Genomic DNA, 13188 nt, shown 5'->3' on the forward strand with positions numbered 1-13188 from the left:
ATGAAAGCCTCCGCAGGGGACGATGTCGGGGATCAGTGGGGCCGGGCGATGCGGAAACCGCCGATCATCCGGTCGAAGAGGGCGTTGATGTACAGCCCGTTGGCCAGGTGGACGCGCAGGGCGGCCGTCGCCGGATGATGCATCCACAGCGGAAACAGGGCCTGTGCGACCGCGATCAGCCCGAACGAGACCAGCACCAGCGCGATCAGCGCCCATTCCAGCGCGCCGGGGACCGGCGGCAGCGGCAGCGACGACCCCCACAGCCTGTCCGCCAGCAGGTGAAAGCCGAAATATCCCGTGGCCGTCGCAAGCGAGGCCACCGCCGTGCGCTGCGTCAGCGCGCGGGGTGCGGCATCGGCCAGGCCCTGGGCCACCAGATAGGCCGTGCCGAAGATCAGGATCGCCCCAAGGGCCAGCGCCTGCGCCGACTTGGTCCCGCCGATCGCCCAGAAGACCAGCGCGACGACCGCGTAGAGGACCAGCGCCATCCCGAAGGCGCGTGCCACCGCACCCGCGCCGGGCACCGCGACCGGGCCGGGCCGCCGGGCCGCAGCCACCGCCCGGACCGCCTGTCCCGCCGCCAGGAAGGCATGGGCCTTGTACAGCGAATGGGCCACGACATGCAGCAGCGCCAGCGTCCACAGGCCCAGCCCGCATTGCAGCAGCAGGAACCCCATCTGGGCGACGGTGGACCAGGCCAGCGCCGTCTTGACCGCGCTTTGCGTCAGCATGACCATCGCGCCCAACAGCGCCGACAGGCCGCCCAGCAGGACCAGCGCCGCCATGGCGCCGGGGACCGCCTGCACCAGATCGGCGGTGCGGATCAGCAGCAGACCACCCGCGTTGATGATCCCCGCGTGCAGCAGCGCCGAGACGGGGGTCGGCGCCTCCATCACCTCGGTCAGCCAGCCCTGCACGGGAAAGGCCGCCGTCTTGAGCAGCGCGACCAGGACCAGGGCGGCCACCGCGCCCTTCGCGGCCAGGGGCAGCGGGCCGGCCGTCGCGGCCGCATTGATCGATGCCAGATCGGTCGTGCCGAACGCCACCCAGGTCAGGACCACCCCCACGACCAGCATCGCATCGCCCGCGCACCACACCCAGGTGAACTTGGCCGCGGCGCGGCGTGCGGCCGGACGGTCCGGATAGAACAGCAGCAGGTCGCGCATCGCGATGCCGATGACGCCAAGGCACAGCGCGATCAGGATCAGATCGCCCGCCAGCGCCAGGACAAGCACCGCGGCCAGCGCCACCAGGATGCCGCCCTGAGCCCGTGCGGCGCGTGCCTCGCCCACCAGATAGCTGCGGCAATAGCGCAGGACGATCCAGCCCACGAAGGCGACCAGCACGGAAATTGTCGCACCGACCGCGTCCAGCCCAAGGCGGATGCCCGGCGCCAGCGTCAGCGATTGCGGCCCGGTCAGCAGAAGCTGCACCGTGCCGATCAGCGCCAGCGCCAGGGCGGCAAGGCCCGCGGCCTCGGCCAGGCGCGGAACGGATCGGGCGCGGGTCGGCACCGCGGCGGCAACAAGCAGGAGGGGTCCGAAGAATGTCAGCGGCAGGATCATGGCGCGGGCTCCGATGGAAGGGTCCCTGTCGGATAGCCTCTGGCCATGCTTCTGAAAATTACATATTCTGCGCTGAAACGTTCTGTCAGGTCGAACGATGCTGAACCTTCATCACCTGCGCTTGTTCCGGGCCGTCGCGCTGGACGGCACGCTGACGGGCGCCGCGCGGCGGCTGAACCTGTCGCAATCCGCCCTGTCATCGCAGGTGCGCGTGCTGGAGGCGGCCCTGGGCCACGACCTGTTCGAACGGCGCGGCCGCGGCTTGGTCCTGACCGAGGCCGGCCGCATCGCGCTGGATCATGCCGAGGCGATCTTTCGGACCGCGGACGACCTGTCCGCCACCCTGCGCGAGACGGGGCGCGGGCGCCGCGCGCTGCGGATCGGGGCGCTTGCGACGCTGTCGCGGAATTTCCAGATGCAGTTCCTGCGCCCGCTGATCGGGCGCCCGGATGTCGAGGTGGTGCTGCGGTCGGGGATGCAGGCCGAGCTGCTGCGCGGCTTGGAGGGCCTGTCGCTGGACGTGGTGCTGACGAACCATGCCCCGGCGCGCGATGCGGCCAGCCTGTGGCTGGTGCACCGGCTTGCCGACCAGCCCGTCGGCCTGATCGGACTGCCCCGCCTGGTGGGCAGCGGCCGGTCGCCGGACGAATTGCTGCGGTCGGAACCGCTGGTCCTGCCGGTGCCGGAAACCGCCCTGCGTGCCGATTTCGATGCGCTGATGGCCCGGTCGGGCATCGTGCCGCTGATCGCTGCCGAAGCGGACGACATGGCGATGCTGCGTCTTCTGGCGCGCGACGGTGCCGGTCTGGCCGTGATCCCGCCCATCGTCGTGCGGGACGAATTGCAGGCCGGCACCTTGATCGAGGCCGCGCAGCTGGGAGGCATCAGCGAGACGTTCTATGCCGTGACGCTGCAGCGCCGCTTTCCCAACCCGCTGCTGGCAGAGGTCCTGACCGGACAGGACGCACCGGGGTCCTGAGGCGTCCAGCGACCGGGCCGGGGACGATCGGATGCAGCCATTTGGGCGGGAGGGTGTTATGCCTTGATGCGTTGCACCGGCGGGGCAGGGCCATCAGCCCGCATGACCGCCCTGTTCACCGCATGCGCTGCCGGACCGTTCAGCAGATCGGGCCTGAACAGAGAGAGGGAACGCCATGGACGAGGACCACCGGATCTCCCGGGCCGCCGCGCCTGCCAAATGCGGCGATGTCGCCGAGGAGTTGGCCTATCGCCTGCGCCAGCAGAAGCTGACGGCCGCCTTCGGGGAATACGCGCTGCGCGCCCGCGACGTGACCGACATGCTGCAGGAGGCGTCGCGCGTCTGCGCGCTTGGCCTGAACAGCCAGTTCTGCAAGGTGATGGAATACCTGCCTGCCGAGGGCCGCTTTCTGGTCAAGTCCGGCGTCGGCTGGAGGGACGGGGTCGTGGGGCATGCCCGCGTCGGTGCCGACGCGGAAAGCCCGACGGGCTATGCCTTCCAGACCGGAGAGCCGGTCATCTCGAACCACCTGTCCAAGGAAACGCGGTTCCGCACGCCCAGCCTGCTGGCGGAACACGGCATCCTGCGCGCGATCAACGTGCTGATCCAGGGCGACGGCGACCGGTACGGCGTTCTGGAGGTGGACAGCCCGAACGAGGGGTGGTTCAGCCCGGCCGACCTGGCCTTCCTTCAGGGTTTCGCCAACCTGATCGGGGTGGCGCTGGAACGGCACCGGGTCGAGGAGGCGCTGCGTGCCAGCGAAGCCCGGCTTCAGGACGCCCTGACCCATCAGGAGATCCTGACCCGAGAGATCAGCCACCGCGTCAAGAACAGCCTTGCGATGGTCGCGGGCCTGCTTGGCATGCAGCGTCACGCGATCTCGGACCCGGGGCTGGCGCGGGTTCTGGACGACGCCCAGGGGCGCGTCATGACCATCGCGCAGGTTCACGACCAGCTGTGGCGCGCGAACGAGGTCCACATGGTCGACCTTGCCCCGTTCATGGGCGCGCTGTGCACTCAGCTGCGCGAGGCGGCCGGGCCGGGGCTGTCCCTGGAATGCGACTTTGCGCCGGTCAAGCTGGTGACCGACCAGGCGATCCCGTTGGCCCTGCTGGCGAACGAGCTGGTGACGAACGCGTTCAAATATGCCTATTCCAAGGCTGGTGGGTCCGTTCAGGTCACCATCCGCGTCATTGATCCGGGCCAGCTGCGGCTGACGGTCTGCGACCGGGGCCGGGGCCTGCCGGCCGGTTTCGACGCGGCCGAGGCCAGCAGCCTGGGCATGACGCTGATCGCGGGAATGGCGCGCCAGCTGCGCGGCCGGTCCGAATGGCGGGACGCGCAGCCGGGCACGTGCTATGTCTTGGACTTCGCCGCGCAGCAGGATGCCTAAGGAGGCTGGCGGTCGAGTTGGTGCAGCCGGTCATCGGTCACCCTGCGGGTGATCGGTCAGTCAGGTCCTGGGTTGGGGCGGCAGCACCATTGTCGCTTTGGAAGACGGGCACCTAGGCAGATAGTTGACCAGCGCCAGCACCGTTAAGGCAGGAGACGCGACAGCACACGTGCGTGAACGGCAGTGTCACCCTAGACGCAAACCACGCTGGCTTCGACAAGCAGGCCGATTTGGTGGCCGTGGACATGTCATAGCCGTGGACATGTCATAATTGAATATCACGATTATGCTGAGGTCCGAGGCGTCTTGGCTGACCTTCTGTGCGGTGAACTGTAGGATGGGGTAAGGATCAGGATCGCCGGTTCAGTGTCCTTGAAGCAGTCCACGAGCAGCAGCGCACAGATGATCAACTGGGCCATAATCGCATCCTTGAAGATGGCGAGGATGTTCGGGGTCGCCGTCGCCGGGATCCCCGTGACCGCCATCACGAAGCGTGAGGCCGCCTACGCCGGAAGCAGCGTAATGGCTGCGGTTAAATTGACGGTCTCGATCAGGACGCCGGGCAGGGCCTGGAGGGACACTTGACTTGTCTCACGAGGGTCTTGATTGGACTAAAATTCCACACAGATGCATCCGTCGGAGGTTAGGCAGTCGGTTCGACCGCAACCGCAGCCGAGGGCAGGATCGTCCGGCGGCAGTCGCGAGCCTGTCTTAGGTCGTATGGACAGCGCGGCCCTGCTGTGCGTTGATCGGGAGGGCTGCCGCAAGGCGAGGGAGGGCCATGCGCGACATCGACCATGTCGACGAGATCGACCGCGTGCTGCAGGGACAGGCGACCGGGCGCGACAGCGTCGTGCAGGCCAGCTGGCGACGCTGCATCGAGCGTTACGGCCTGGACCCGTCCAAGCCCTCTCCGGCGCATATCGTCACCGAGACGGAGCTGCGCAGCCATCGCGAACAGTCCGAACGCCTGATCGCCATCGCACGGTCGGGACTGGGCGCGCTGTTCCGGCAGGTGGCGGGGCAGAACTATGTCCTGCTGCTGGCGGATGCCAAGGGCGTGACGGTGGACTTCTTCGGCGACACGCGGTTCCAGGACGATTTGCGCGCGGCGGGCCTGTATCTGGGGTCGGACTGGTCCGAGCATCTGGCCGGGACCTGCGGCGTCGGGGCCTGCCTTTATACCGGAGAGGCGGTGACGATCCATCAAAGCGACCATTTCGACCTGCATCACACGCCGCTGTCCTGCACGGCGGCGCCGATCTTCGATACCTCGGGTCAGCTGGCGGCGGTGCTGGACGTGTCGCTGCTGCGGTCGCCCCAGCCCAAGGCCAGCCAGAACCTGGCGATGAACCTGGTGCGCACCTCGGCCCGGCGGATCGAGATGGCGAACCTGATGGCGATGACGCGCAGCGATTGGGTGCTGCGCCTGTCCTCCAGCCCGGAGTTCCTGGAGGTGGACCCCGAGGCCGCGATAGCGCTGGACGGGGCGGGGCGGATCATCGGCCTGACCCATGCGGCCCAGGCCGCGCTGTCGCCGGGAACCGCGCTGCTGGGCCAGCGGCTGGACCAGGTGACCGACCTGTCGGTGGACGACTTGCCCGACCTGATGCGGGGCCGCCCGACCGAGGATCGGGTGATCCGCCTGCGCGACGGCCGGGCGCTGTTCGGTCATGCCATTGCGCCCCAGGCCGCCCGCAAGCCGCGCAGCCAGCCGCTGCTGCCCGGCGGGCTGTCCAGCCTTGCCGGTCCCGACCCCGCGATGCAGGCGCTGCTGGAACGTGCCGCGCGCCTGGCGGACAGCGCGGTGCCGCTGCTGATCCGCGGCGAGACCGGCACAGGCAAGGAGCGGCTGGCCCGCGCCATCCACATGTGCCGAACGGATGCCGCGCCCTTTCACGTCTTCGACTGCGCGGGGTGCGGACAGGGGCAGGCGCCGCTGCCCGCGGACGGGCAGGGCACGCTGTTCCTAAAGGGGGTCGAGGATCTGGACACGGCCGCGCAGGCGGTGCTGCTGCGGTCGCTGGCCGGGTGCAAGCTGCGCGTGATCGCCACGACGCGCTGCGATCTGGGGCAGCACGTGCGCGACGGGCGGTTCCGGGCGGACCTGTTCTTCCGCATCGCGGGGGCCGCGCTGGACCTGCCGCCGCTGCATCTGCGCCAGGATCTGGACTGGGTGCTGGACCGCCTGCTGCGCGCGGCATCCGCCGACGGGCTGCGGCTGTCGGCGCGGGCGCGGGCCGACCTCAAGGCGCGGCGCTGGCCCGGCAACCTGCGCGAGCTGGCGTCCACCCTTCAGGCCGCGGCCCTGCTGGCCGGGGGGCGGGTGATCGACAGCCACGATCTGCCGCCGCCGCTGCTGGAGGCCGCGGCACCCGCCGGGGTGCCGAAGGATGACCTGCAGCAGGTGCTGGCGGCCTGCGGGGGGAACATGGCGCTGGCGGCACGCAGGCTGGGCGTCAACCGGTCCACGGTCCTGCGCCGGTTGCGCGCCCTGGGGTGATGTTGCGCGCGCGTTGCGCGTGCAACGGTGTTGCGCCGCGGCATGCGATTGCCGCGCCGCGGCGGTCGATTTTGCTGTGCGCGACCGGGTAACGGCCTGCACCCTCCGCTTCGGGAGACCGATTTGAGGGAGGAACCATCATGCTGGACACCACAGCCGAACAGCGCGCGCAGGCGGTGCTGGACGATCTGGGCCAGGCGCTGGAGTCGGGCGACATCGACCACGCCAAGGCGCTGTTCGCAACCGATTGCCACTGGCGCGACCTGGTCAGCTTTACCTGGAACATCCGCACGCTGGAGGGGCCGGACCAGGTGGCCGACATGCTGCGGGCGCAACTGGGCCACATCGCACCGACCGGCTGGCGGGTGGACCCGGCCGAACCCGTGTCTGATGACGACGGTGTCGTCACCGCGTGGTTCAATTTCGAAACCAAGGTCGGGCGCGGCTATGGCCTGGTCCGCCTGCGCGACGGGCGCATCTGGACGCTGCTGACCGCCTTGCAGGAGCTGAAGGGCCATGAGGAGGCCAAGGGCCCGTCCCGCCCGATGGGCGCCAAGCACGGCGCCGGCAAGAACCGCCCCAGCTGGCGCGAGGAGCGTGAGGCCGAGGCGGCCGAGCTGGGATATTCGCGCCAGCCCCACACGCTGATCATCGGCGGCGGGCAGGGGGGCATCGCACTTGGTGCGCGGCTGCGGCATCTGGGTGTGCCCGCGATCATCATCGACACCAACGACCGGCCCGGCGACAGCTGGCGGCGCCGCTATAAATCGCTGTGCCTGCACGACCCGGTCTGGTACGACCATCTGCCCTATCTGAAGTTCCCCGACACCTGGCCCGTCTTTGCCCCCAAGGACAAGATCGGCGACTGGCTGGAGATGTACACGCGGGTGATGGAGCTGAACTACTGGACCCGCAGCACCTGCAAGTCGGCCCGCTACGACGAGGCCAAGGGCGAATGGACGGTGGTGGTGGACCGCGACGGGGAGCAGGTCACCCTGCACCCGAAGGAGCTGGTCCTGGCCACCGGCATGTCGGGCAAGGCGAACGTCCCGAACTTCCCCGGCATGGACCGCTTCAAGGGCGAACAGCACCATTCATCCAAGCATCCCGGCCCCGACGCCTATGCCGGCAAGAAGGTCGTGATCGTGGGGTCGAACAATTCGGCCCATGACATCGCCGCGGCGCTTTGGGAACATGACGCCGATGTCACGATGATCCAGCGATCCTCGACCCATATCGTGAAATCCGACAGCCTGATGGAGATCGGTCTGGGCGCGCTTTATTCCGAGGAGGCCGTCGCGGGCGGCATGACGACCGAAAAGGCCGACCTGATCTTTGCCTCGCTGCCCTACAGGATCATGCACCAGTGGCAGATCCCGCTGTACAACCAGATCCGCGAACGCGACGCCGATTTCTATGCGGGGCTGGAAAAGGCGGGGTTCAAGCTGGACTTCGGCGACGATGACAGCGGCCTGTTCATGAAGTACCTGCGCCGTGGATCGGGATACTACATCGACGTGGGCGCCAGCCAGCTGATCATCGATGGCAAGATCAAGCTGGCCCATGGCCAATTGGTCGAGATCACCGAGAACGGCGTCCTGCTGGACACCGGAGAGGAGCTGCCCGCCGACCTGATCGTCTATGCGACCGGATACGGGTCGATGAACGGATGGGCCGCGGACCTGATCGGCCAGGACGTGGCCGACAAGGTGGGCAAGGTCTGGGGCCTGGGATCGGGCACCACCAAGGACCCCGGCCCGTGGGAGGGCGAACAGCGCAACATGTGGAAGCCGACCCAGCAGCCCGGCCTGTGGTTCCATGGCGGCAACCTGCACCAGTCGCGGCATTACTCGCTGTACCTGGCGCTGCAGCTGAAGGCGCGGGCCGAGGGGATCGAGACCCCCGTCCACGGGCTGCAGCCGGTGCATCACCTGTCCTGACCGGCGCCGGCCCGGCACCTCGCCGGGCCGCCTTTTCCCAAGGAGAGACATCATGACCACCGACAACAGGGTGGCGCTGGTCACCGGCGCCGCCAGAGGGATCGGGCTGGCCATCGCACAGCGCCTGTCGCGCGACGGGTTGGCCGTGGCGCTGGCCGATCTGGACCAGGACGCGCTGGACCGTGCCGCAGCCACCATCGACGGCCCCGTGGCGACGATCCGACTGGATGTCACCGACCGCGCCGCCGTCATCGACGCCGTCGCCCGCACCGAGGCCGATCTGGGCGGGTTCGACGTGATGATCAACAATGCGGGCATCGCGCAGGTCCAGCCCATCGCCGACATCACCGAGGCCGAGATGGACCGCATCCACGCCGTCAACGTCAAGGGCGTCCTGTGGGGCATCCAGGCCGCGGCCGCGCAGTTCAAGGCCAAGGGGCGGACGGGCAAGATCGTCTCGGCCGCCTCCATCGCGGCGCACGAGGGCTATGCCATGCTGGGCGCCTATTGCGGGACCAAGTTCGCGGTCCGTGCCCTGACCCAGGTGGCGGCCAAGGAGTTCGCGGCCCAGGGCATCACCGTGAACGCCTATTGCCCCGGCGTCGTGGGCACCGACATGTGGACCCAGATCGACGCCCGCTTTGCCGAGGTCACCGGCGCCAAGGTCGGCGAGACCTTCGACGCCTTCGTGGGCGGCATCGCCCTGGGCCGGTCGCAGACCGCCGAGGACGTGGCCCGCCTGGTATCCTATCTGGCCATCCCCGACAGCGACTACATGACCGGCCAATGCGTCATCATGGATGGCGGCCTGGTCTATCGCTGATCCCCTTTCTCAACGGAGCATCCCATGAAAGCCCTGCGTTTCCACGCCGCCCGCGACCTGCGCATCGAGGAGATCGACGCCCCCGCCGACCCCGCCGCGGGTCAGGTCCTGATCCGCAACACCTTCTGCGGCATCTGCGGCACCGACCTGCACGAATACGCCTATGGCCCGATCTTCGTCCCTAAAGAGCCGCATGCCTTCACCGGCGCCCACGGCCCGCAGGTCCTGGGCCACGAATTCGGCGGCGTGGTCGAGGCCGTGGGTGCGGGCGTCACCCACGTGGCCCCCGGCGACCGCGTGTCCGTCCAGCCGCTGATCATGCCCCGGTCGGGCGATTACTATGCCGATCGTGGGCTGTTCCACCTGTCCGACCAGCTGGCCCTGGCGGGTCTGTCCTGGCATTCGGGCGGCATGGCGGAACGGGCGCTGCTGAACGACTACAACGTCGTCAGGATCCCCGACGATCTGTCCGACGAGGCCGTGGCCCTGATCGAGCCCGCGGCCGTCGCGGTCTATGCCTGCGACCGGGGCGGGGTCTTTGCCGGGTCTTCCGTTCTGGTGACGGGGGCGGGGCCCATCGGTGTGCTGACGCTGATGGCCGCGCGGGCGGCGGGCGCCGTGCGGCTTTTCGTGTCCGATCCGAACGAGACGCGGCTCGCGCTGGTGCGCGACCTGCTGCCCGACGTGGTCACGCTGAACCCGACCAAGGCGTCGGTCGGCGACGCGGTCCGCGCGGCGACCGAGGGCGGCGTGGGCTGTGACGTTGCGATCGAATGCGTGGGCAACGAACATGCACTGAAGGCCTGCCTGGACGCGGTGCGCAAGCAGGGGGTGGTCGTGCAGACCGGCCTGCATCCGCATGACAACCCGCTGGACTGGTTCGCGGTAACCTTCAAGGATGTCGACCTGCGGGGCAGCTGGGCCTATCCCACACATTACTGGCCGCGCGTGGCGGGCATGATCGCGTCCGGCGCGCTTCCCGCTGCCAAGGTGGTGACACGGCGGATCGGCCTGGACGAGGCGATCACCGAAGGGTTCGACCGGCTTCTGGACCCGGCCGGCACGCAGCTGAAGATCCTGATCGACCTGTCGCGCTGATCCGACCCGGACGCGCTGTCGTCCATCCACGGGGCCCGCGCCTGCGGGCCTTGCCAACCGGCGCCAAGGGCAGGGCGCTGTCCAAGCGAATTGGCGTGCTATCGCTCAAGGACCTGTGCGTGGCCCCAAGTCCGCTAATCACGCCGATCGGATCGGACGTCACGGTCCGCTGGCTTCGCTAGACGAGGAGGTGCAGACCGCCGGCCTAAGGGCAAGCCGGCGCGTCCCCAACCAGGTTCGATCCCGACGATCGTCAGGCCAGGGATACGGCGGGTGCGGGCGTGAACGCGCTGACAAAGGCCGCGACGGCTGCGTCGCTGTCGCCTTGCGCGAACGCCTCCATCCCGACGGGCCCGTCATAGCCCATCCGCACCAGCGCGGTCGCAATGGCGGCAAAGCCGATCTCTCCGGTGCCGGGTTCAAAGCGGCCCGGATTGTCGGCGACCTGGATCTCTCCGATCCAGGGCAGGCAGCGTTCGCACCAGCGGATCAGGTCGCCCTCTCCGATCTGGGTGTGATACAGGTCTACGTTGATGCGCAGCTGGGGCCGGTCGATGGACGAGACCAGCGCAAGCACGTCGCCCGTCGATGCGAACGGGCAGCCCGGATGGTCGCGCTGGTTCAGGTTCTCCAGCGTGAAGACGACGCCCTCCCGTTCTGCCAGATCGCAGATGCGGTTCAGCGTGTCGCGCGCCTGCAGCCACATCGCGCCGCTGACGACCTCGTGCCGGGACAGGGGGATGCCGTGATCGCCCAAGCCCGTCCCGTGCAGGTTCAGCCGCGCCACGCCAAGCCGCTTGCCGACCTCTATCGCCTCCCCGGCCGATGCCAGCAGCATCGCCGCCCCTTCGGCATCCGCAAGACGGCCGCGCAGATAGCCGTTCATGATGGTATAGCGCGCCCCGACCCCGGCCAGCTTGTCCAGGTCATGGCTGTCCCAGTTCCACAGACCGACGCCCAGCCCCATCTCTGTCAGGCGTGCGGCGCGCCATTCGATGGGCCGGTCCGGCCACAGCATCTCGGCACAGGCAGCCAGCTGAAAGGGGCGGGGGCGCGGATCAACGCTGCGGGGGGCGGTCATCCGACCTGCTCCATTTCGGGGGCAGGAACGAAACGCCAGTTGCGGCGGGGCCCGGCCATGACATTCAGGTAATACAGCTCGAACCCGTGGGGGGCGCCGCAGGGATGGTGGCCGCGGGGGACCAGGACGACGTCATGGTCGCGCACCGCCATCACCTCGTCCAGGCTGCCGTCGTCGGTATAGACCCGCTGCACCGCCCAGCCCTGGGCGGGCTTCAGGCGGTGGTAATAGGTCTCCTCCAGATAGGTGATGCGGGGGAAATCGTCCTCGTCGTGACGGTGGCTGGGATAGGACGACCAGTTGCCGGCGGGGGTGAAGACCTCGGTGACCAGCAGGCTGTCGCACCAGTCCTCGGCCTCCATGGCGATGTTGTTGATCCAGCGGGTGTTGCTGCCCTCGCCCCGCTGCGTCAGCGTGATGCCGTCCGGCCCGATCCGCCGTGCCGCGTGTCCGCCATGACCGGGCGCGGAACAGACCGCGATGATGCAGTCGGTCACCGCCTCGGCCGCCCAGTCCTGTCCGTTCGGGACATAAAGGCAATGCGGCGGCGTCCTCTCGAAGACATCCATCCGGTCGCCCAGGACGCCCCAGTCCTGCCCCGCAGCCCGAACGGACGCGCGGCCCTCGACCATCACCACGATCACCTCGCGCGCCTGCGTCGCCTCCGCTACGCGCTCTCCGGCACGCAGACGGTGCAGGGCAAAGCCGACATAGCGCCACCCGGCGCTCTCCGGCGTGATGCGATGCACCTCGCCATGCGTCCCGAACGGCCGCCTCAACAGGTCCGCCATCTTTGCCTCCTTCTGCGTCCGCATCCGCTTCTTCTTTGTCCAAAAACCCCGGGGGAATCCCGGAACGGGATGGGGGCTGGCCCCCTCAGCCGCGCCCCGCGGCGCTGTCGCCCCGGTCCAGCCCGGCCTCCGCCGCTGCCGCCCGCAGCGCCCTCAGCCCCATCGCCTGATAGTGCAGCGGGTCGCGCTGGACGGGGTCCTGCTCCGCCTCGATCACCAGCCAGCCATCGTAATCCGCCTCGGCCAGGATGCGCAGCAACGGCACGAAGTCGATCGCCCCCTCGGGGTCGCCCGGCACGGTGAAGGCCCCCGCCATCACCGCCTGCAGAAAGGACAGCCCTTCCGCCCGCACGCGCTCGGTCACCGGGCGGCGGATGTTCTTGGCATGGAAATGCGCGACGCGGGCGGCGTGACGGCGCAGCACCGCCTCGGGGTCGCCACCGCCGAAGGTGCAGTGGCCGGCATCGAACAAAAGGTGCGTCGCGGGACCGGTCGCGGCCATGAAGGCGTCGATCTCCTCAGGGCTCTCGACAACGGTGCCCATGTGATGGTGATAGGCCAGCGTGACGCCCTCGCCGGCCAAATAGGCGGCAAAAACCTCGATCCGTGCGCCGAACGCCGCCATCTCCTCGGCACTCAGTCGGGGGCGGTCGTTCACCGCGACATCGGCGCGTCCATGCACCGTGTTCGAGCATTCGCAGACGATGCAGACGCGGCAGCCGTTCGCCTTCAGCTTGGCCAGATGCGGCTGGACGGCGGCGATCTCGGCCTCGACGCTGCGGGTCAGCAGTTCGGTCGAATACCACCCCGAGATGAAGCGCAGCCCGTATTCCGCCAACAGCGATTTCAGCGCCTGCGGATCGTCCGGCCAGCGGTGACCGTTCTCGATCCCGTCAAAGCCGATCTCGGGGCCCGCCTGGCGAAGGATCTGCTCGGTCGGGATATGGGCGCCGATGGACGTGTCGTCGTCATTCGCCCAGGCAATGGGGTTGGTGCCATAGAGGATCATGGTCCT

The 13188-nt window shown here is 68.8% G+C and carries 10 protein-coding genes; 6 read left to right on the forward strand and 4 right to left on the reverse strand.

Annotated features, from left to right (window positions below; genetic code table 11):
• Positions 1-32 precede the first annotated feature (32 nt).
• Complete coding sequence (locus tag LZ686_RS10755; protein WP_349547773.1) at positions 33-1565, reverse strand: proton-conducting transporter transmembrane domain-containing protein; 1533 nt, start codon at positions 1563-1565, stop codon at positions 33-35.
• A 97-nt stretch (positions 1566-1662) separates the two neighbouring features.
• Between LZ686_RS10755 and LZ686_RS10760 the strand changes: the two genes are divergently transcribed.
• The 6 genes from LZ686_RS10760 to LZ686_RS10785 all read left to right on the forward strand — a co-directional run bounded on the left by LZ686_RS10760 (position 1663) and on the right by LZ686_RS10785 (position 10301).
• On the forward strand, positions 1663-2544 hold the full coding sequence (locus tag LZ686_RS10760) for a LysR family transcriptional regulator (protein ID WP_139597919.1): 882 nt from the start codon (positions 1663-1665) through the stop codon (positions 2542-2544).
• A 175-nt stretch (positions 2545-2719) separates the two neighbouring features.
• Positions 2720-3937, forward strand: coding sequence for a sensor histidine kinase (locus tag LZ686_RS10765; RefSeq protein WP_349547774.1), 1218 nt, complete (start codon positions 2720-2722; stop codon positions 3935-3937).
• A gap of 781 nt (positions 3938-4718) precedes the next feature.
• A complete protein-coding gene (locus tag LZ686_RS10770) occupies positions 4719-6440 on the forward strand; it encodes a sigma-54-dependent Fis family transcriptional regulator (protein WP_349547775.1) in 1722 nt (573 codons plus the stop codon).
• A gap of 140 nt (positions 6441-6580) precedes the next feature.
• The gene (locus LZ686_RS10775) at positions 6581-8380 is read left to right on the forward strand and encodes an NAD(P)-binding domain-containing protein (RefSeq protein ID WP_349547776.1); all 1800 of its coding nucleotides are present in this window, start codon (positions 6581-6583) and stop codon (positions 8378-8380) included.
• 52 nt (positions 8381-8432) lie between these two features.
• Positions 8433-9203, forward strand: a complete 771-nt coding sequence (locus tag LZ686_RS10780; RefSeq protein WP_349547777.1) for an acetoin reductase — start codon at positions 8433-8435, stop codon at positions 9201-9203.
• A 24-nt stretch (positions 9204-9227) separates the two neighbouring features.
• Positions 9228-10301: a 2,3-butanediol dehydrogenase gene (locus LZ686_RS10785; protein ID WP_349547778.1), complete on the forward strand. Its 1074-nt coding sequence runs from the start codon at positions 9228-9230 to the stop codon at positions 10299-10301.
• 253 nt (positions 10302-10554) lie between these two features.
• On the opposite strand, the gene LZ686_RS10790 is transcribed toward LZ686_RS10785, so the two are convergent.
• From LZ686_RS10790 to iolE, 3 genes are all read right to left on the reverse strand, one after another.
• Positions 10555-11382 (reverse strand): TIM barrel protein, encoded by an 828-nt coding sequence (locus LZ686_RS10790; RefSeq protein ID WP_349547779.1) that lies wholly within the window; start codon positions 11380-11382, stop codon positions 10555-10557.
• Positions 11379-12173, reverse strand: a complete 795-nt coding sequence (gene iolB / locus LZ686_RS10795) for a 5-deoxy-glucuronate isomerase (protein ID WP_349547780.1) — start codon at positions 12171-12173, stop codon at positions 11379-11381. The genes LZ686_RS10790 and iolB overlap by 4 nt, the downstream gene beginning before the upstream one ends.
• 85 nt (positions 12174-12258) lie before the next feature.
• Positions 12259-13182: a myo-inosose-2 dehydratase gene (iolE, locus tag LZ686_RS10800; RefSeq protein ID WP_349547781.1), complete on the reverse strand. Its 924-nt coding sequence runs from the start codon at positions 13180-13182 to the stop codon at positions 12259-12261.
• Between the last annotated feature and the right edge of the window lie 6 nt (positions 13183-13188).

Source organism: Paracoccus sp. NFXS7, from assembly GCF_040148865.1.
Taxonomy (GTDB): domain Bacteria; phylum Pseudomonadota; class Alphaproteobacteria; order Rhodobacterales; family Rhodobacteraceae; genus Paracoccus; species Paracoccus marcusii.